Raw genomic sequence first — 19,990 nt, forward strand, 5'->3', positions numbered from 1 at the left:
CGCCCCATAATAATGTTGCCATAAACCAACTATATCAGAATGGACACCAGTCTGTCCCTGGAGCACAACCCGGCCCAGTTGCCAAATAACAAACCTGAAGACCGTTATTGCACCAAGTCTGCATACCGGTCAAATCATATCCGGCAAGTGCTGAAAAGGCAGCTTGCACCGCACCCAGCATATTTTTCGCAGCTATCCAGTACGTCTGTACATCCGGGACCGGAATGCCCTTGCTAGCGAAATAACGTTTTTGGTTCAAATTTCGACACTGCATTTCCTTGCCGCAATACTTGGCAATGTAACTGGCAATACGATGATTCCCTTTATTATTGAAACCGAATTTGTTAGGATCCCGCACGTTGACCTGGCCCATCTGCTCACCGTCCGGCCCAAGGCCCAAAATGCTTTGCCAAATCGACCGCAGCAAAGCGTACATCTGGCGACCAGCGACCGCCACATGGAAATGCAAGGCGCCACGCGCCTGTTCCTCAATGACCGCCACATATCGAAACTGCTTATGCTTACCCAACCTACGCCTAAACAAATCCCAATGCTTAAGAGCCGTAGCTCGATCAACCATATTCTCGCGGTACGTCAACGTCACCATGCGATCAACCCCCAACGTCTTGCACTTCAACCGCACATTTTTTTTAGCATTGCGCGATGCAATGTCATCATTCACTTCCCGGTTCTCAGACTCACCACGTACAGCACGCTGTTTCTTGATAGCAGCCCCTGAGAAGTGTTTTTCGCGACACACCGTCACCTCAGTTTGCCCATCAGCAAAATCACGCCTACGGAGCGTATAGCCATCCCACCATCCTCCCCTTTCCCGCTCATCAGCTTTTGTAAAATCAATTGACGCAAGAGTAGTTTCATAATCTAATTCGTTCACTGCTTATCCAATCACGACTTGGTTAGGTGGAAGACCTCAAAGAGTTTCGACCTCCTTGGGGTCTTTTTTTTAACTTCAAATTCCTTCTTCAGCCTATGGGAAACGGTCAATTCCCGTGCTGCTTTCCGTTAAGTATTCCTATTACAAGTTTAGCGGCGCTTCGCGCCGCCACCCGCGCTGCGCGCAGATAGCGGCACCAAGCTTTCCGCTACCGTTTGCGCAGCAATTGCTGACGCAATAATTTCTCTATCACCTGATCCGGCGTAATGTCCTTGAAGCGGATATACGCCTTCAATCCGGCCAGCACCTGCGCATCTACATGCACCGTCAGAAATGCCTTGCCATCGTCACGCAAACGCTCCCTACGATCTTTTTGCCGTTGCGCACTAGACTTTGCCGCGCCAGTCGCCGGACGTCCCCTGCCGCGTTTAATCGGGCCGAGTAGATCAATCGTCTTATCATCCTCAAGCTGCTTCATATGCAAACTTTCAAAACGGTTTTTCAGAGTGGGCAGTGCTGGCCAACGTGCAGCGACAAGGCACTAAACAAGGCAGCGGACTGCCCGCTAAAACTTTGAAGTCGTGTCGCTCCTCGCTCCGATGCGGACGGGCCATCCGTTCCTGTGCCTGTGCCCGTGCCTGTGCCTGTGCCTGTGCCTGTGCCTGTGCCTGTGCCTGTGCCTGTGCCTGTGCCTGTGCCTGTCCCTGTGCCTGCCCCTGTCCCTGTGCCTGTCCCTGTGCCTGTCCCTGTCCCTGTCCCTGTCCCTGTGCCTGTCCCTGTTCCTGTGCCCGTACCTGTGCCTGTATCAGTACCATTTCCAGTACCAGTGCCAGTTCCCGTACCAGTTCCCGTACCAGTGCCGGTACCCGGATTATTTGGGTCAGGCGTCTCCGTTCCCGTACCGGTACCCGGATTATTTGGGTCAGGCGTCTCCGTTCCCGTACCGGTACCATCACCCGGGCCAACTGACCCGTTAAAGGCAGGCACATCGGTAGGATCGCCCCAAATTGAACACTTCTGCCCAGTTTCTTCCATCGCCAAATTGCAACTGACAAGCTCCAAATTTGGGGACACTACCCGCGTTTGATTACAGGCAGTTACGGAGGTCGTGCGCGCAACGCAGCCTTCAATACATACCTTGTAGTTTTTGGCATCGCCGTCAGGCATGATCGCTTGCTTCAAGGCATGCGGCTGAATTTGCCAATATGCGGTAGCCACTTTATACGTGCCGACAGAGTCACCGTCATTGCATTTGAGCCGCTCACATCGCTGACCGAGAGGCTTATTCATATTTGTATTGAAGCGCTTGAGGTCACATTCCTCCCTCAAATAGCCCTGTTGCGCAATCTCTGTAGCCTTGAACTTTACGTAGTAATAGCCACTTGTATCAGGCCCTTCACAGATAGATGGAATCGTCCCACTATAGGTAGCTTGAACAGCCGGTAATATTCCAGCGCAATTTGGACTCTTAACAACGTATCTGGATGACCCGTTAGTAAAAACGATTGTCCCGGCAAATGCTGGAGCTACATTAGCGAACAGGAGCATGACAAAACATAAAACGGAACGCATTAGGCTTCCCCCAAAAAAAAGGGCGACCGAAGCCGCCCGCACAACAAAGCCAGACTTAGCCAGCTTTGGAGAATGCCTTTTTCATCATCTTGATACCCCAGAAGCCACCGGCGACCAGAACGGCAACCGCGAACGCTGCCGAGATGTAGGTAGTGGCCGTGCCGGACAATGCAGTGATCGCGGCAACACCTTGATCGTCAGCAGCCGACGCACCGGCCGAAGCAGCCACAGCACCCACCAGAGCCAAACCACGCAGAATATTTTTGTTCATGTTCAAATCCTTAAAATTTGGCCTACGAGTACGATTGACGACGGCCACGCGCCAAAAGAAAGCTAATCCAAAATTTCGATAGAGCGCCGGATAATTCGCTGTATCGAGCCAGCGGCATACCCAATACCAAACGCACCCAAGGCATAGCCAACGACAGCAGCGATAGTCATTATTTGTGCTCCAAAAAACGGGCAATAACGTACTTGGCCAGATACACGCCGCAGACAAACAGGCCAGCCAAAAACAGAACGGGCCAGAGATTTTTAAGAAGCATCATCGTTGCGCCCCCGCTATCCAGCCGAGGACAAAAATAACGACCAAAATCACCGGCAAAAACATATCCTGTAACTCCTGTTGTGCAGCCTGCGCCTCAGCGTACTCACGACCGGTTTGCATGACCCAAGTGCAAGCATTGGGATCATTACGAAAAGGAACAGGAATATACGGAGAAAGTCCCGGCGTACGAGGCGCCGTGGTGAGGGACATTCCTTCAACGCAGACAGGCATGGAAAATTACGAGCCAGTTTGTTGACCTGGGTTCGCCTTGACGGCGGGAGCCGCTGCAGCGGGTTTTGCTTGCGATGCGGAGGAAACTGGAGTGATGGAGAAGACCTGCGAACCGACACGCTTGTCTTGCGAGATCGACACTTCAAACTCGACCTCATACATGCCAGGCTGAGTGTCTTTGAAGCGTTCCGGCAAGACCAGCTCACCAATCAACGGCTCGATGACGCCGGTATCGCGGTTCGGTTTGTGGACGATGCATTGCGCCATGCGCATATCGTAGTCATTGCCGGTTTTTTTCGAACGGCCAGCCACTTGGGTGACGTGCAAAATTTGAATGGTATTTTTCATGGTCTTTTCCTTGAAGTAAGTCGCCCGCTAGAGCGATTAAGTTTTTGCACGGATCAGCAGCCGAAAAAACCTCCCAAGGCGTACCAGTGGGCAAACAGGCGGCCCGTGGGCCGGAGACTGAGCGGTTTACATTCAACCTGAATGTGCTATCGTTAACTTCGTCCAATCGGACAAATTAAAATGTCCGTTTGGACTAGCTGAGTGCGATATTAATGTCCATTTGGACTAATTGCCAATGAGAAAATACTATGGAATATCAGGAATTGATAGCAAAAGCGTTACAGGGTAGGAAAGTGCTGCCTGTAGCGAAGGCGTGGGGAGTGCCTCAGAAGACACTGGATCGCTATGTAAATGGCGAGAGAGTGCCCGACTTCCATACGACTATAAAAATCATTGAAGAGTCGGGCGTCCCTGCAGACGAGGTAGTGCGGATCATAGCTGCCCATGAGCAGCTACGTAAAAATGGTGGGCCTCCCGTGAGTCGAACACGGCACCAACGGATTATGAGTCCGCTGCTCTAACCAAGCATGAGCTAGAGGCCCGGGGACTGTGGCGGGGCGGCGCTGTTGATGCCCGCCTCGCGCGGCCGTTTTGGAAACGGACACGCGAGGATAGGGGTATCAGGGGCGCACGTCAAGCCCTATTGGCTTCTAGTTACCTTCCAGGAAGCTTTTCAGCTTGTCGGAGCGCGATGGGTGGCGCAGCTTGCGCAACGCCTTCGCTTCGATCTGGCGGATGCGCTCGCGCGTCACGTCAAATTGCTTGCCCACTTCTTCCAGCGTGTGATCGGTGGACATCTCGATGCCGAAACGCATGCGCAGCACTTTCGCTTCGCGTGGCGTCAGGGAATCGAGCACATCTTTCACTACGCCGCGCATGGAGGCGTGCAGGGCCGCGTCGGCCGGTGCCAGGGTGTTGTTGTCCTCGATGAAGTCGCCCAGGTGGGAATCGTCGTCGTCGCCGATCGGCGTTTCCATCGAGATCGGTTCCTTGGCGATTTTCATGATCTTGCGGATCTTGTCCTCGGGCATTTCCATCTTGATCGCCAGGGTGGCCGGATCGGGTTCCGCGCCCGTTTCCTGCAGGATCTGGCGGGAAATCCGGTTCATCTTGTTGATCGTCTCGATCATGTGCACGGGAATGCGGATCGTGCGCGCCTGGTCGGCGATCGAGCGCGTGATGGCCTGGCGGATCCACCACGTCGCATACGTGGAGAACTTGTAGCCGCGGCGGTACTCGAACTTGTCGACGGCCTTCATCAGGCCGATATTGCCTTCCTGGATCAGGTCGAGGAATTGCAGGCCGCGGTTCGTGTATTTCTTGGCGATCGAAATCACCAGGCGCAAGTTGGCCTCCGTCATTTCACGCTTGGCCTTGCGGGCCTTCATTTCACCGGCCGCCATCTGGCGGTTGATGTTGCGCAAGTCCGGCAGCGGCAAGACGACCCTCGCCTGCAGGTCGATCAGGCGCTGCTGCAGTTCCTTGACGGTCGGAATGTTGCGGCCCAGGATGGCGCTGTAGGCGTGCCCTGCGTTGACTTCGCCATCGACCCAGTCGAGGTTGGTTTCATTGCCCGGGAAGACCTTGATGAAGTGGGCGCGCGGCATGCCGCAGCGGTTCACGGCCACGTCGAGGATCTGCTTCTCGATATGGCGCACTTCGTCCACCTGGCCGCGCAGGGTGTCGCACAGCTTTTCCACCACCTTGGCCGTGAAGCGGATGCCCAGCAACTCTTGCGAAATGGCTTCCTGCGCCTTGGCATACGGCTTCGAGTTGTAGCCTTCTTTTTCAAAGGCACGGCGCATCTTGTCGAACTGCTGGGAAATGACGGCGAACTTTTCCAGCGCCGTGCGCTTCAGGGTTTCCAGCTGTTCCGCGGAGAAGCCGGCGGCGCCCGAAGCGCTCGCTTCTTCTTCCTCTTCTTCTTCCTCTTCCTCCGCTTCGCCTTCTTCCTCGTCTTCTTCCACGGGGGCGGCCACGACAGGCGCGGCGACGGGTTCGTTATCGTCGACGAGGCCATCGACGATTTCGTCGATCTTGATCTCTTCGTTGGCGATGCGGTCGGCGGCGGCGATGATTTCGGCGATCGTCACGGGACAGGCGGAAATGGCCTGGATCATGTCTTTCAAGCCATCTTCGATGCGCTTGGCAATCTCGATCTCGCCTTCGCGCGTCAGCAGCTCTACCGAGCCCATCTCGCGCATATACATGCGCACGGGATCGGTGGTGCGGCCAAAGTCGGAGTCGACGGTGGACAAAGCGGCCTCGGCCGCCGCTTCTGCCTCGTCATCGCTGGTAACGACGGCGACGTTGTCGGACAGCAGCAAGGTTTCCGCGTCGGGCGCGTGCTCGTAGACGGCGATGCCCATGTCATTGAAGGTACCGATGATGCCTTCGATGGCTTCCGGATCGACGATGTTTTCGGGCAGGTGATCGTTGATTTCCGCGTACGTGAGGAAACCGCGTTCCTTGCCGAACTTGATCAGGGTCTTGAGCTTCTGGCGCCGGCGCTCGAGTTCTTCCTCGCTCGCTTCCGTGTCGGACGAAAACGCGTCTTTCAGCAGCGCGCGCTCCTTCGCCTTGCGGTCCTTGGCCTTGGCCTTGTCGACAGCCTTCAGCTCGGCCCGCTCGACGGCGTTCAGCGCGGCCACTTCATCATTTTCTGGCTGGAATTCTTTAGGCTTGCGGCCGCGGCGGCCTGGCACTTTTACCGACGGCAAGACATAACCGGACGTATCGATGGCCGCCAGGGTGGCGGCGTCGGTGGTCTGGCTGACCACGGGCGGCGCGCTGGTCACGCGCGCTTCTGGCCGGTCGAGCGCCTTTTCGGCTTTCGTGGTAACTTTAGTGGGCTTTGCAGCCGCTTTGGATTCGGGTTTCTTGATTGGCACAGGCGCTTTCGATTACACAACGACTTGCTTTACGGTGGATTAGGATAAAGTTTGCTGCCAGTTCCCTGTCTACCTGCGGGAACCACCATCTTCGAACCTGCCGACAACTCAGGTCCGACACTGTTACGTTACTTACACCTCATCGGCCACGATCCGCGGGATACGCAGCACTTCCTGTCCACCGACTGTCGCCAGCCGGGTCGGCAGAAAATTCTGCATCCGACCGTGTTGGGAGCGAGAGCCTGGCGCGGCTTGCCAGCGTCTGCAAGCCATGCTTGCAACGCAGCAAACGCCTTTGGCCCTGGCTGCCGACACGATTTTTGCGCCGATCAAGAGCCTAACTTACTGAAAACAAATACTATTTACGAAACAGAACTAGCTTGCCAAAGCACACAATACTTAGCATTTAATTATAGCACGCGAAAAATGTTTTTCCAGTGCGCGCCATACCCCCAGAGCAAGATTAGCGATTCACCAATTCCGCATCGCGCTCGCGCTCCAGCTGCCCCTGCTCCTGCATGATTTCGCGGTAGCGTACACCAATTTTCTCGGATGGCAAACCCGACGCAAACAATTGCTGCAATTCCGCCTTCAGGGCATTCAATTTGATCTCGCGGATGGTACTGACGAGCCACGACAATTCGCTGTCGTAATCGGATTCCGTGCCGGCCGCGATCTCGCCGATGATCTCGTCGTACTCGCTGCCCAGCTCCTTCAATTGCTGCGCCAGCGCGGCAAAACTGCCATGCTCGCCCAGCGCCTGGCCCACGGCCACCAGTTGCCCCAGGCTGTGCGCCGCATCCGGCCCCAGGTGCTGGAAGGCGGCCAGGGCCGCTTCATCGATGCGCAAGGTCAGCGGCGGGTGCGCCACCAGCATGCGCATGATCTTCAACTCCAGCCCGACCGGCACGGGACGGCCCGATTTCGGCGGCGCCCGGTGCGCCACGGCCACGGGCTTGGCCAGTTCGAACAAGGCTTCGATCTCGGCCGGCGTGGATTGCGTCAGGGACGCCAGGCCGCGCACGATCTGCAGGCGCAGGGACGACGGCGCCATCAGCTGCAGCAGCGGCTTGGCATCGAACTGCACGCGGGCACGCCCTTCCGGTTCCGACAGATCATGCTCGCCCGACACTTCTTTCAGCAAGAATTGCGACAGCGGCATGGCTTCATGCACTTGCTGCTCGAACCCCTCGGCGCCGAATGCGCGGATGTAACTGTCCGGATCATGTTCCGATGGCAAGAACAGGAACTTGATGGTTTTATTGTCCGACACGTGGGCCAGGCTCGCCTCCAGCGCGCGGCGCGCGGCGCGGCGGCCAGCCTTGTCGCCGTCGAAGCTGAAAATCACGTTGTCCGTCTGGCGCAGCAGCTTTTGCACGTGGGTCGGCGTGCATGCCGTGCCCAAGGTGGCCACCGCTTGCGGGAACCCCATTTGCGCCAGCGCAACGACGTCCATATAGCCTTCCGTCACCAGCACATAGCCCGCGTCGCGGATGGCCTGGCGGGCCTCGAACAAGCCATATAGTTCGAATCCCTTGGAAAACAAGGGGGTTTCCGGCGAATTCAGGTATTTTGGCTCGCCATGGTCGAGCACGCGGCCGCCGAAAGCGATGACTTGTCCCTTGGTATTGCGAATCGGGAACATGATGCGCTCGCGGAAGCGGTCATAGCGCTTGCGGTTATTGCCCTCTTCATCGACCTTGTCGATCACGAGGCCAGCCTCGGCCAGCGCGACCACGTCGTAGTCGGGGAAGACGGAACGCAGATTATCCCAGCCGCCGGGCGCGAAACCCATGCCGAAGCGGGCCGCCACTTCGCCCGTCAAGCCGCGGTTTTTCAGGTAGGCGATGGCTTCCGGCGCGTGGCGCAGCTGCCCCCGGTAATAATCGCACGCCTGCGTCATGGCATCGGACAGGGCCAGGCTCTGCGCCTGGATCTGCGCGCGCTGGGCCGGCGGGATCTTGTCGTCCGCCTCCGGCACCACCATGCCCACGTTCTGCGCCAGGTCCTTGACGGCGTCGACAAAGCCCATGCCCGAATATTCGATCAGGAAACCGATCGAGGTGCCATGCGCGCCGCAGCCGAAACAATGATAGAACTGCTTGGTGGGGCTGACGGTAAAGCTGGGCGATTTTTCACTGTGAAACGGGCACAAGCCCATGAAATTGGCGCCGCCTTTTTTCAGTTGCACATAGCGCCCCACGACGTCGACGATATCGACGCGGTTGAGCAAATCGGAAATGAAGGATTGAGGTATCACTGGCGAGGGCGGGTGTTGTTATAGGTCAGACTATACTACCGCACGTGGCCGGATGTTGAGCCAGGTCAACGTGTGGGCTGTTGATCGGCTGCCAGTGCCATGACCGGCAGCCCTTGTTACTTTATATGCGGCTTAGGCAGCCGGCGTCAATGCCTTCTTGACCAGCGCCGAGACGACCGTCATGTCGGCGCGGCCAGCCAGCTTCGGCTTGACGATGGCCATGACCTTGCCCATGTCTTGCGGGCCGGCGGCGCCCGAGGCGGCCACGGCGGCAGCCACTTCGGCCGCCACTTCCTCTTCCGACAGGCCGGCAGGCATGTAGCCGATCAGATGCACCAGTTCGGCTTTTTCGATGTCGGCCAGGTCGGCGCGGCCACCCGCTTCGAACTGGGTGATCGAATCCTTGCGCTGCTTGATCATCTTTTCCACGATGGCCGTCACGTGCGCATCCGTCAGTTCGATGCGTTCGTCGACTTCCTTGCGCTTGATTTCCGCCAGCAACAGGCGAATCGTGCCCAGCTTGCCCGCATCCTTGGCGCGCATGGCGTTTTTCATGTCTTCGGTAATTTGTTCTTTCAAGCTCATGGCAATCCTCGTTGATCAGTGGGTGGGTGCTCGTGCGCGCGGCTACAGTCAGCGGGCCACAAAAGCGAAAACCCGCTGCGGCGAACCGGAGCGGGTATGCGACTCATCTGAAGCAGAGCCTCAGGCGAATCAAAACAAAACCCGTGGCGAACAATGCGCCGTACTACCCGGGTTGGTTCTGACTGGACAGTCTTAGAATAATTTTTTCGGCAGTTGTTGGCTGCGGATGCGTTTGTAATGACGCTTGACAGCAGCTGCCAGCTTGCGCTTGCGCTCAGCTGTTGGCTTTTCGTAGAATTCGCGAGCGCGCAATTCGGTCAGCAGACCAGTTTTTTCGATGGTGCGTTTGAAGCGACGCATTGCGACTTCGAACGGCTCGTTTTCTTTAAGGCGAATAGTGGTCATGTAAAATTCAAACCGTTGAGGTGGTGTATAGGAAGAGATAGATAGTAGCAGCTTTTATTCGGAAAGGGAAGCCCTTCCCCACTTGCGCGCGGCATGCAGCCTGCGATTGCCGCCCGGCTGTGGCGTAAACCACGCATCCGGACGGCAAGATGACTTAAGCGGACATGCTTATACGGCTGGCTTGCGGCGGCGCGCCATGAAGCCCAGCAGGCCCAGGCCCGCCAGCAGCATGGCGTAGGTGCCCGGTTCCGGCACGGCGCTGACATTCATGCTGACGCCGTCCAGGAAAGCCGAGGTGTCGCGCGCGTTGCCCGGGTTGATGCCGGCAAAGCTCAGGGTATGGCTGCCGGCGCCGATGTTGAGCGCGTTCACGTTGAAGCTGGTCCAGCCCGTGCTGGTCAGATTGTATTGCCCCAGCTGCGTGCCGTCCAGGCTGACCGTCACGGCCTGGCCCTGGTCGTAGCCGGGGCGTAGCGCCAGGTTGAACGCGAACGCGTAGTCGGCGGCGCCCGTGCTGATGAAACTTTGCGAGATCGCGGCCGTATTTTGCAGGAAGGCAAAGGCATTGCCCTCTTGCGCCACGCCATTCCACGCCGTGTAGCTGGCCGACACGCCGGCGCCGCCCGTGAAGCTCCAGCCCGGCGCCACGTTGCCATAGACGTAGCCGCCACCGACGGTATTGTTTTCAAATCCGCCATTGCTCAGCACGGGCGTGCTGGCAAAGGCGCTGGTGCTGAGCAAGGCGACTGCGGCGGCGGCGATCAGGCGTTTCATGATGACTCCAAGGTAATGTTTATTTAATTGCCATTAGACATCTAAAATATCTAAAAATCAATTTACATGCCAAGTATTCAATATCGTTTCATTGAAGTCAAGAAAATTATCACCAATAATCACACGCCGAGGCCACCCAGCAACTAAGTATTACTGTAGGGCAATCCCCGCCGCCACGCCGGATGCCCAGGCCCACTGGAAGTTGTAGCCGCCCAGCCAGCCCGTCACGTCGACCGACTCGCCGATGAAATACAGGCCCGGCACTTTATTGGCCATCATGGTCTGCTGCGACAATGCGCGCGTGTCGATGCCGCCGCGCGTCACTTCCGCCTTGCGGTAGCCTTCGGAACCGTTGGGCACGATGGACCAGGCATTGATGGCCTGGCCCAGCTTGCGCAATTGCGCGTCGGGCATGTCGGCGATGCGCGCGTCCGGCGCCAGGCCGTTGACGGCCAGCAGGCAGTCGGCCAGGCGCTGCGGCAGCCATTGGGCAACGATATTGCCCAGCTGCTTCTTCAGGGTGCCCTTGCCTTCGATCAGGGTCTGCGCCACGTCCACTTCCGGCAGCAGATTGATGACGATGGGCGTGCCGGGCAGCCAGTAGCTGGAAATTTGCAGAATGGCCGGGCCGGACAGCCCGCGATGGGTAAACAGCAAGTCTTCGCGGAAACGCACGCCCGTCGCCTTGCGGCCCTTCAGGCTGCCCGTTTCCACGTCCACTTCCAGCGCGATGCCGGACAGCTCCGCGAACGGCGCCCAGCTGGCCGGGTCGAACGTCAGCGGCACCAGCGCCGGACGCGGCTCGACCAGGTCAAGTCCGAATTGCTTGGCGATGCGGTAGGCGAAATCCGTGGCGCCGATCTTCGGGATCGACAGGCCGCCCGTGGCGATGACGATGCTGGCCGTCTCGATGTCGCCGCTGTCCGTCTGCAGCAGGAAGCCGCCGTCTGCCTGTTGGGCAACATTTTCAATCTTGCACGGCATGCGCCAATGCACGCCGCCTGCGGCACACTCATCCTTGAGCATGTCGATGATCTGCTCGGCCGATTCATTGCAGAACAGCTGGCCCTTGTGCTTCTCGTGGTAGCCGATGCGGTATTTCTTCACCAGCGCGAGGAAATCCTGCGGCGTGTAGCGCGACAGGGCGCTCTTGCAAAAGTGCGGGTTTTCGGAGAGGAAATTCAGCGGCCCGGCATTAATATTGGTGAAATTGCACCGCCCGCCACCCGAGATGCGGATCTTTTCGGCCAGCTTGGCCGCGTGATCGATCAGCACCACGCGCTTGCCCTGCTGGGCGGCCACGGCCGCGCACATCATGCCGGCCGCGCCCGCGCCGATCACTGCCACATCAAATTGTTTTGCCATAAGAATTCCGGTCACCGCTGATTACAAAGACGCCATTGTAAACTGCGGCGACCTGGCTAGCCGGGCTGTGTTGCAATCCGTGATGCAATCTGCCGCGCCGCCATCAGGCATTGCGCGACCTGCTCGGCGATCGACGGCGGCACGGGCACCTGGCCGCGCAGCACGGCGGCGATCCACTCGGCCGTCGTGGCCGCATCGCGCTCGGCAGGCAAGTGTGGCAAATCGTCCACCTGCAACTGTTTTTCCACCAATACCGTGCGCTGCGCGCCATGAAACCAGTCGATCTGCTGCGCCTTGTTGGCGTTGGCCACCGTCTCGCCTTCCGTGCCGCGCATCAGGAAAGCGTCGCCGCGCGCGGGCGATGCCGCCGTCAGGAAATATTCACCGAGCATTTCCAGGTATTCCGGATGCGTGTACGACACCAGGCGCAAGGCCGGCCCGGCGAATGGCTGCATGATTTTCACCAGCGTATGCGTGGAATTGCGCACGCCCAGCAGGCGCCGCAAGGACAGCATCCAGGCCAGGCGCGGCGCCAGCGCCTCGATGGGCAGGAAGGCCGCTTCGCCGCGCGCCATGGCGGCCTCGGCCTGCGCATGGTCAGCGCAGGCGGGCACGCCCAGCGCGGCCAGCACCTCGGCCGTCGTGATGCGGCCCGGGTCGCTGCTCACGCCATGCACGAGCACGGGTGCGCCCGCGCGCGCCAGCAGCAGCGCCAGCAAGGCCGTCAGGTTGGCCATCTTGCGCGCGCCGTTGTAGCTGGGAATGATGATGGGGGCATACTGGCCAGCAGGCGCGGCCAGCGGCGCAAACGACGCCTCTGCCGCGTCGAGGAAACCGGCGATCTCCTCCACCGATTCGCCTTTGATGCGCATCGACAACAAAATCCCGCCCAGCTCCAGGTCCGACACGCGGCCCTCGAGCATGGCGCGGTACAGGGCGCAGGCATCAGTGCGCGTCATGCTGCGCGCGCCGTTCTTGCCGCGTCCTATTTCCTTGATGAAACGTGCGGCGGGAAATGGCTCGCCGGCCACGTCGGTATGGGGTATGGAAACAGTAGTCATGGCGCCAGCTTACACGGATTTTTCCCAGTAGCGCCAGGCTGGCGGCGGCGAAAGGCGACTATGCAACAGTCCGCACGAAAAATATTTCCTCAAAAAAATGCGCGCGCGCTGAATCCAGCGGCATGGCCCCTGCGTATATCCCTGCACAGGAGGACTCATCATGAACCACGCGATCAAACAGGAAACCGCCTTCGTCGGCATCGAGACGAGCAAGCTGCTGCTCAAGGCCGTGCTGGTCTCGGGCGGCGACGTGCTGTGCAAAGTGGTTGAAAACGACCTGGCCGGCTACCGCTGGCTGCGCAGCTGGCTGCAAAAGAACGACGTGACCATCATGGGCCTGCGCGTCTGCCTGCGCCTCGATGCGCCCAACAGCGAGGTCGCCGCCCGCGTGCTGGCCGAAATGGGCATGCTGGTGTGCGATGCCGAACCTGGCCCGCTGGAAGCGTTTGCGCGCGGCTGCGGCTTGCCCGATGGCGCGGTGCGCGGCGCCGTGGTGCTGGCCCATTATTGCGCTGCGGCCCGCCCCGCGCCCTGGACGCCGCCGTCGCCCGCCTACGTGGAACTGCGCCTGTGGCTGCGCCGGCTGCACGCCGTCAAGCAGCTGCGCCAGCAGGAGATGGCGCGCCTGGAAAGCCATTTCCACGCGGGCCAGATCGCCCTGCACCAGTTGCTGCGCCAGCAGATCGCCTGCCTCGACGTGCAGATACGCCAGCACGAAACGGCCATTCTCGCGCACGTGCGGCGCCATCCTGGCCTGCCCAGGCCGCCTGAACTGGCCGGCAACTATCAGCGCATCGCCCGCTACGCCTTTGGCGCCAGCCTGGCCGGAGGGCATTGAGCGGTCACCGCGCTGGCAACCGGCGGCCACGCAAACAGGGCCGGTCGCATGCCGGCCCTGCCATAAAAGCAACTCTGCCGTACGCATTTTCTCCCCGTTTTATGCCCTCCCCCGCCGCCAGGCCGCATTTCCGCTACACTATTGCCTCTTAAAGAACGCAATAGCGAAAGCCTAGCCAGAATCATGAATACGCCAGACATCGAAAATATCAACGTCACCTCCTTCGCGCCCATGCCCACGCCGGCCGAACTGCACGCCAAGCTGCCCCTGTCGGAAAGCGCCTTCGACACCGTCAGCCGCGGCCGCGAAGCGCTGCGCAACATCATCGACCGCAAAGACCAGCGCCTGTTCGTCGTCGTCGGCCCCTGCTCGATCCACGACCCCGTCGCCGGCCTCGATTACGCGCGCCGCCTGAAAGCGCTGCAAGAGGAAGTCAAGGACACGATGCTGCTGGTGATGCGCGTGTATTTCGAAAAACCGCGTACCACCACGGGCTGGAAAGGCTATATCAACGACCCGTACATGGACGATTCGTTCAAGGTCAACGAAGGCATGGAAAAGGCGCGCCAGTTCCTGCTCGACGTGTGCGAACTGGGCCTGCCCACCGCCACCGAAGCGCTGGATCCGATCTCGCCGCAATACCTGGGCGACCTGATCGCCTGGACCGCCATCGGCGCGCGCACCACGGAATCGCAGACGCACCGCGAAATGTCGTCCGGCCTGTCGACGCCCGTCGGCTTCAAGAACGGCACCGATGGCGACATCAGCATCGCCGTCAACGCCATCCTGTCGTCGGCGCACCCGCACTCCTTCCTGGGCATTAACGGCGAAGGCAACGTGGCCATCGTGCGCACGCGCGGCAACGCGTATGGCCACGTGGTGCTGCGCGGCGGCGACGGCCGCCCGAACTACGATTCCGTCTCGATCGCCATCGCCGAACAGGCGCTGGCCAAGGCCAAGCTGCCCGCCAACCTGGTGGTCGACTGCTCGCACGCGAACAGCTACAAGAAGCCGGAACTGCAGCCGCTGGTGATGGGCGACGTGATCAACCAGATCCGCCAGGGCAACCGCTCGCTGGTGGGCGTGATGATCGAATCGAACATCGTCGGCGGCAACCAGAAAATCCCGCAAGACCTGTCGCAACTGACCTATGGCTGCTCCGTCACCGACGGCTGCATCGACTGGGACACGACGGCCACCATGCTGCGCGACGCGCATGCGCATCTTCTCAATCGCCCGGCGTAAGATATTACGGCCAACAATGTTGTCGGATTACGGCCCTGTGGGCCTAATCCGACCTACCCGACGGGCGCGGCAATGCGTAGGTCGGCTTAGCGCGCAGCGCGTAACCCGACACCACCCGCGACATAACCAACATCCAGCCCCCATCACGCCATCAGCACATGCGGCAGCACGGCGAACGAGCCGGCCAGCGCCTGCTCGGCCTTGCTGGCGGGGATATTCAGTTCATTCATGTCCAGGTAAATGCGCCCGTCCAGGATGCGCACGGCGTACAGGCGCGCCACGCCCTGCACGGGCGCCACCAGGCGGCCCGAATCGAGCTCGATGATCCAGCTGTTCTTCGGTCCCATCAGGTTTTTCTCCATCACCACGCCATGCGCCAGCGGCCCGCCCAGGCCAGGCACCGTGTCGAGCAGGGCGTAGACCGTGTCATCGCACGCGCGGAACAGCGCCACGCCGGGCAAATCCTGCCAGGCCAGGCCCCGCTGCACCATGCGCGCGCCCGCCAGCGGCATGTCCTTCAGGCGGCAAATCATTTTCCATTGTTCTGGCATCACCGGCTCCCGCGAAAAATGTACAAGCGTCCCTAAGCAAGAGCGGTGCCAGTACCTGCGCAGGCGAAGAAAGGGCAAAACAGGAGGCAAAACGCCGCCGCGGCGCACTGCGCAAGTGCACACTGCCGCCGAAATGGTGCGTCAGCCGCACGGTGGACTGCCCGGCTTTCCTTTACAATGGCGGATTACTCCTCCCTATTTAGCACCTTCATGATTGTTCTTGGCGTCGAATCCTCCTGTGACGAAACCGGCCTGGCCTTGTACGACACGCAGCGCGGCCTGCTGTCGCACGCCCTCTACTCGCAAGTAGCCATGCACGAGCAATATGGCGGCGTGGTGCCGGAACTGGCGTCGCGCGACCATATCCGCCGCGCCATTCCGCTGCTGGAAGAAACGCTGGCGAAATCCAGCGTGACCCTGCCCGAGATCGACGCCATCGCCTACACGCAAGGTCCAGGGCTGGCTGGCGCGCTGCTGGTCGGGTCGTCCGTCGCCTGCAGCCTGGGCCTGGCCATCAACAAGCCGGTGCTGGGCATCCACCACCTGGAAGGCCATCTGCTGTCGCCGCTGCTGGCGTCCGAACCGCCGGAATTCCCCTTCATCGCGCTGCTGGTCTCGGGCGGCCACACGCAGCTGATGCGCGTCGACGGCGTGGGCCAGTACACCATGCTGGGCGAGACGCTCGACGACGCGGCCGGCGAAGCGTTCGACAAGTCCGCCAAGCTGCTGGGACTTGGCTACCCGGGCGGCCCGGCCATTTCACGCCTGGCCGAATTCGGCGATCCGCTGGCGTACAAGCTGCCACGCCCGATGATGCACTCGAAGGACTTCAACTTCAGCTTCTCGGGCCTGAAGACGGCCGTGCTGACGGTGGTGAAAAACCATGAAGAAAAAATCATCGCGAATATCTGCGAACAGGACAAGGCGAACATCGCCCGCGGCTTCGTCGACGCCATCGTCGAAGTGCTGACGGCCAAATGCGTGTCGGCCCTCAAGCACACGGGCCTGAAACGCCTGGTGATCGCCGGCGGCGTGGGCGCCAACGCGCAGCTGCGCGCCTCGCTCAACGCGGCGGCCGCCAAGAAGCGCTTCAAGGTGTATTACCCGGAGCTGGAATTCTGTACCGATAACGGCGCCATGATCGCCTTTGCCGGCGCCATGCGCCTGCAAATCAATCCCGCCGCGGCAAAATACGATTACTCGTTCAATGTGCGCCCGCGCTGGCCGCTGGACGAGATCCGCGACATTTAATCTACACACCCTAAAACGAAGGGCAGGGGCCAGTCCTTCCTGGATAGGACTGTACCCGCCGGGGCACAGTTCCCCTGAGACTCCGGCCCCGGTCGTTGCTGTCGGGCTCTACCCCGCCAGCAAAAAATTCCGCCCCACCGCCGCGCTCCCTTCCTGCACCGTTTCATCCTTCAGTCCCACCCCCGACACTTGCCGGGCGAACGCCTGCGACAGCAGGTAATGCAGCCGGTACGCGGCCGGCGCATACGCCAGCCCTTCGGGGCGCACGTTCGAAATGCAGTTGCGGCGGTCGTCCAGCAAGCCGACCTGGGGCGCCCACGTCAGGTACAGGCCCAGGCTGTCGGGCGAACTGAGGCCGGGGCGCTCGCCGATCAGCACCAGCACGGCGCGCGCCCGCAGTAACTCTCCCACTTCATCGCCGATGGCCACCCTGCCCTGCGCCACGATGTACAGCGGCGAGACCGTCCACGCTTCCAGCGCCAGCCGTTGGCGCAAGGCGGCCAGGAACGGCGCCGCGTGGCGCTGCACGGCCAGCGCCGACAGGCCATCGGCCGCCACCAGGGCCAGGTCGACGCCGGCGCTCCCCGTGCCGCCATCAAGCAGGCGCGCGCGCGACGCGGCATCGAGCCGGCGTCCCAGGTCGGGGCGCTGCAGGTAGTCGCTGCGCGTGGCCGCCGCGCTGTGCAGCGGCACGCTGGCCAGTCCCTGCTGCGCCAATGCATGGGACAGCGCCACGCCATCGAGCGCCAGGTGCACGGCGTCGCGCGCCTGCGCTTGGGCCAGCTGGAACGCCAGGTGCGCGCCGGTGGGCAGGCTCACGCCGCTGCGCCCCAGCGCGATGCGCGCGGCCGTATGCCGTCGCAAGGCTTGCCAGGCACGGCCCGCATCGATGTCCTTTTTCGCCATATCGCCTCCCTGTCCGCGCGTATCCTTGCTACACTGCGCCGCAATTCCAGTTTATCACCGTCACTCACCACGCCAGGAACGCCATGATTGTTGCCGCCGATGCCGCGCAGTGGGACCAGCTGTACGACGCGCCCCTGCTCGAGCGCCTCGGACCTGCCCAGGATGAAATCATCGCCCACGTGGCACAGGTCAATGCGGCCACCGGCGTGGCCGCGCAGCCCACTTCCACGCAGGTCGATGCCGGCTTCCATGCCGACGTGCGCGCGGCGATGGCCGCCATGCCCGCCTCCGTGCAGGCGCTGCTCGATGGCGTGCTGCTGGGCGTGCGCTATGCGCGGCGGCTGGGCTCCTCGGCCATCAGCGACATCGTCGTCAGCGGCGAAGGCGTGATCCTGGGCGTGGTGGTGGCGCTCGACGTGGACGCGTTCGAGGCGCGCACGGCCAATGCCTGGGCCACGTGGAAGGAAAACACGCCCTTCGCGCCGCAGGATGGCTATCGCCTGGAAGCGCATATCGCCGCGCCAGGCGACGACAACCGCCAGCGCGCGCTGCAATACCTGCTGCTGCATGAATTCGGCCATGTGCTGGCGGCCGGCCGGGGACTGCTGCCCGAGTGGTGGAATGCCGCGGCGGCCATGCGCGGCGCGGACGACTACCGTTACCTGCCGCTGGCCTGGCAGATCACCCCCGCGATGCAGGTCGTGCCACTGCCGGCCAACGACTTCCCCCTGCGCGCGGAGATCGCGTATTACCAGGCGCCGCGCCTGGCCGCCCGCCAGATGCGCGAGGCTTACGCGCAGCTGCAGGGCGCGAATTTCGCCACCCTGTATGCGGCCACCAGCATGCATGAAGACTTTGCCGAATCGTTCGCCAGCTATGTGCACGCCGTCATGCTGGGACAACCCCAGCGCATCCGCATTTTCCACGACAGCACCCTGCTGCTGCAGTTCGACGGCTACTGGAACGCAGCGCGCAGCGCGGCCAAGCGCCAGCTGCTGGAGCAGCTGCTGGGCAAGTGATCAGCCGCCGCCAGCGGCCCGCGCCAGCATGGCGCGAAACGCCGTGAACACCTTCTGCATGGCGGGCCGCTTGTACGGATACAGTTCTTCGGCATCCATGGCATGCACGATCATGGCGTTGTCCGCCTCGAACACCAGCAGCTCGCCATCGCGCGTTTCGGCGCAGTCGATGCCCAGGTAGGGCATGCCCATGCGCGCGTCGATGGCGCGCAAGGCATGCGCATGGCGCTGCGCGAACTGCGCATCGAAATGCGCCATGCAATGCGCTTCCTCGGCGCGCTTGGCCGCGCTTTCATCCATGCCCGCATTCAGGTAATGGATCATCCAGTGCGAGGACACGGCGTAGTGGCAGATGTAGGGCGCGCCGTCGATCAGCACGATGCGGTATTTGCGGAACTGCCCATCTTCGCCGCGGTAGTCGACGAAGCGGGCGATATAAAAGCGCTGCGCGTCGACGGCCTGCAGGTAGGCCTGCAGGTCGCCCGCTTGCGCCATCTTTTCCAGGTCATGGCCCGCATGCGAACCGAGGGGCCGCACGATCAGGGGAAAGGCGTCGCCGGGCAGCACGGCGTCGAGCGGCAGTTCGCCCGAGGCCAGCGCCGCCAGCTGCGCGCGGTCGATGCGCGCCGTGCGCGGCATGGCCACGCCAGGCAGGTCGCGCAGCTTTTCGCACAAGCCATCGCGCGAGGTATGCGCGATATGCTGCGGCAGGTTGACGACGGGGCGCGGCCAATCGGCGACGAATTGCGCCAGCAGCGCCAGCAAGGGCTGGTTGGCGTCCGATTCGGCCACGCCCACCAGCAGCACGTCGTGGTCGGGCACCTCTTCCGGCAAGGGGCCGTCCGCCGTCACATACAGCAGGTCGAGCGCCACGTCGGATTGCTCGACGAGAAATTCGATGGGCGTGTTCGCCATCAGGTCGCCCGGCCCCATCAGCACCAGCACGCGGATGCCGGGGCCATCCTGCGGCGCCTGCGCCGGCAGCGCATACAGCTGCTGCAGCTCGATCGCCTGCGCCTGCACGGCCAGCGCCATGTCGCGCTCGCCCTTCAATTGCAGCACGGTGGAAAAATCCAGATAGGCATGCGCGTCGTCCGGATGCGCCTGCGCGCGCGCCAGCAGCGCTTCGCCCAGCGGCGCCAGGTCTTCCTGCTGAAAGGCGCGGCGCATCAGGGGCGCCAGGCCGATCAGCGGCGCATACGGCGTGGCGGCGTGGTGCAGCAAATCGTTCATGGTGACTTCCCTT

20 protein-coding genes and 1 tRNA gene are annotated in these 19,990 nt (G+C 61.2%); 5 read left to right on the forward strand and 16 right to left on the reverse strand.

All coding sequences use genetic code 11. The features are described from left to right. Positions 1-34: 34 nt before the first annotated feature. Both ACZ92H_RS04060 and ACZ92H_RS04065 read right to left on the reverse strand, forming a co-directional pair. Positions 35-895 carry a rolling circle replication-associated protein gene (locus ACZ92H_RS04060; protein ID WP_465047944.1) on the reverse strand — a complete coding sequence of 287 codons (861 nt, stop codon included), beginning with the start codon at positions 893-895 and terminating at the stop codon, positions 35-37. A gap of 208 nt (positions 896-1,103) precedes the next feature. Next, positions 1,104-1,373, reverse strand: coding sequence for a hypothetical protein (locus ACZ92H_RS04065; protein WP_465047943.1), 270 nt, complete (start codon positions 1,371-1,373; stop codon positions 1,104-1,106). A gap of 103 nt (positions 1,374-1,476) precedes the next feature. Between ACZ92H_RS04065 and ACZ92H_RS04070 the strand changes: the two genes are divergently transcribed. Next, a complete protein-coding gene (locus ACZ92H_RS04070) occupies positions 1,477-1,872 on the forward strand; it encodes a hypothetical protein (RefSeq protein WP_465047942.1) in 396 nt (131 codons plus the stop codon). Positions 1,873-2,522: 650 nt separating this feature from the next. On the opposite strand, the gene ACZ92H_RS04075 is transcribed toward ACZ92H_RS04070, so the two are convergent. The 11 genes from ACZ92H_RS04075 to ybiB form a co-directional block, all read right to left on the reverse strand. Continuing rightward, positions 2,523-2,738: a major coat protein gene (locus ACZ92H_RS04075; protein ID WP_465047941.1), complete on the reverse strand. Its 216-nt coding sequence runs from the start codon at positions 2,736-2,738 to the stop codon at positions 2,523-2,525. Between the two features lie 273 nt (positions 2,739-3,011). Continuing rightward, positions 3,012-3,224, reverse strand: a complete 213-nt coding sequence (locus ACZ92H_RS04080) for a hypothetical protein (protein ID WP_139179234.1) — start codon at positions 3,222-3,224, stop codon at positions 3,012-3,014. Between the two features lie 27 nt (positions 3,225-3,251). Further along, a complete protein-coding gene (locus ACZ92H_RS04085) occupies positions 3,252-3,593 on the reverse strand; it encodes a hypothetical protein (protein ID WP_465047940.1) in 342 nt (113 codons plus the stop codon). Positions 3,594-4,056: 463 nt separating this feature from the next. Then, positions 4,057-4,135 (reverse strand) — tRNA-Ile (locus ACZ92H_RS04090). A 108-nt stretch (positions 4,136-4,243) separates the two neighbouring features. Beyond that, positions 4,244-6,484 (reverse strand): RNA polymerase sigma factor RpoD, encoded by a 2,241-nt coding sequence (gene rpoD / locus ACZ92H_RS04095; protein WP_131372163.1) that lies wholly within the window; start codon positions 6,482-6,484, stop codon positions 4,244-4,246. 463 nt (positions 6,485-6,947) lie between these two features. Beyond that, a complete protein-coding gene (dnaG, locus tag ACZ92H_RS04100; protein WP_465047939.1) occupies positions 6,948-8,744 on the reverse strand; it encodes a DNA primase in 1,797 nt (598 codons plus the stop codon). Between the two features lie 132 nt (positions 8,745-8,876). Further along, the gene (locus ACZ92H_RS04105) at positions 8,877-9,329 is read right to left on the reverse strand and encodes a GatB/YqeY domain-containing protein (RefSeq protein ID WP_465047938.1); all 453 of its coding nucleotides are present in this window, start codon (positions 9,327-9,329) and stop codon (positions 8,877-8,879) included. 192 nt (positions 9,330-9,521) lie between these two features. Then, positions 9,522-9,734 (reverse strand): 30S ribosomal protein S21, encoded by a 213-nt coding sequence (rpsU, locus tag ACZ92H_RS04110; protein ID WP_008451879.1) that lies wholly within the window; start codon positions 9,732-9,734, stop codon positions 9,522-9,524. Between the two features lie 168 nt (positions 9,735-9,902). Beyond that, a complete protein-coding gene (locus ACZ92H_RS04115) occupies positions 9,903-10,508 on the reverse strand; it encodes an FxDxF family PEP-CTERM protein (protein WP_465047937.1) in 606 nt (201 codons plus the stop codon). A 150-nt stretch (positions 10,509-10,658) separates the two neighbouring features. Then, positions 10,659-11,873: a BaiN/RdsA family NAD(P)/FAD-dependent oxidoreductase gene (locus ACZ92H_RS04120; RefSeq protein ID WP_465047936.1), complete on the reverse strand. Its 1,215-nt coding sequence runs from the start codon at positions 11,871-11,873 to the stop codon at positions 10,659-10,661. A gap of 56 nt (positions 11,874-11,929) precedes the next feature. Then, positions 11,930-12,934: a DNA-binding protein YbiB gene (gene ybiB, locus ACZ92H_RS04125; RefSeq protein WP_465047935.1), complete on the reverse strand. Its 1,005-nt coding sequence runs from the start codon at positions 12,932-12,934 to the stop codon at positions 11,930-11,932. A gap of 160 nt (positions 12,935-13,094) precedes the next feature. On the opposite strand from ybiB, the gene ACZ92H_RS04130 reads away from it, so the two are divergent. Both ACZ92H_RS04130 and ACZ92H_RS04135 read left to right on the forward strand, forming a co-directional pair. Beyond that, positions 13,095-13,772, forward strand: coding sequence for a hypothetical protein (locus tag ACZ92H_RS04130; RefSeq protein WP_465047934.1), 678 nt, complete (start codon positions 13,095-13,097; stop codon positions 13,770-13,772). 183 nt (positions 13,773-13,955) lie between these two features. Then, the gene (locus ACZ92H_RS04135; RefSeq protein WP_290603517.1) at positions 13,956-15,017 is read left to right on the forward strand and encodes a 3-deoxy-7-phosphoheptulonate synthase; all 1,062 of its coding nucleotides are present in this window, start codon (positions 13,956-13,958) and stop codon (positions 15,015-15,017) included. Between the two features lie 143 nt (positions 15,018-15,160). Here the strand turns inward: ACZ92H_RS04135 and ACZ92H_RS04140 are convergent, their stop codons facing one another. Continuing rightward, positions 15,161-15,568, reverse strand: coding sequence for a Rieske (2Fe-2S) protein (locus tag ACZ92H_RS04140; protein ID WP_465047933.1), 408 nt, complete (start codon positions 15,566-15,568; stop codon positions 15,161-15,163). 210 nt (positions 15,569-15,778) lie between these two features. Here ACZ92H_RS04140 and tsaD point away from each other — a divergent pair, with 210 nt between their 5' ends. After that, positions 15,779-16,819: a tRNA (adenosine(37)-N6)-threonylcarbamoyltransferase complex transferase subunit TsaD gene (gene tsaD, locus ACZ92H_RS04145; RefSeq protein ID WP_465047932.1), complete on the forward strand. Its 1,041-nt coding sequence runs from the start codon at positions 15,779-15,781 to the stop codon at positions 16,817-16,819. Positions 16,820-16,927: 108 nt separating this feature from the next. Here tsaD and eutC read toward each other — a convergent pair whose 3' ends face one another. Next, complete coding sequence (eutC, locus tag ACZ92H_RS04150; protein ID WP_465047931.1) at positions 16,928-17,725, reverse strand: ethanolamine ammonia-lyase subunit EutC; 798 nt, start codon at positions 17,723-17,725, stop codon at positions 16,928-16,930. An 83-nt stretch (positions 17,726-17,808) separates the two neighbouring features. Between eutC and ACZ92H_RS04155 the strand changes: the two genes are divergently transcribed. Beyond that, positions 17,809-18,744, forward strand: a complete 936-nt coding sequence (locus tag ACZ92H_RS04155; RefSeq protein ID WP_465047930.1) for a hypothetical protein — start codon at positions 17,809-17,811, stop codon at positions 18,742-18,744. On the opposite strand, the gene ACZ92H_RS04160 is transcribed toward ACZ92H_RS04155, so the two are convergent. Then, entirely contained in the window at positions 18,745-19,977 is a 1,233-nt protein-coding gene (locus ACZ92H_RS04160; protein WP_465047929.1) for an ATP-grasp domain-containing protein, read from the reverse strand. It lies immediately after the preceding gene. Positions 19,978-19,990: the final 13 nt, after the last annotated feature.

The sequence above is a fragment of the Janthinobacterium foliorum genome (assembly GCF_978021625.1).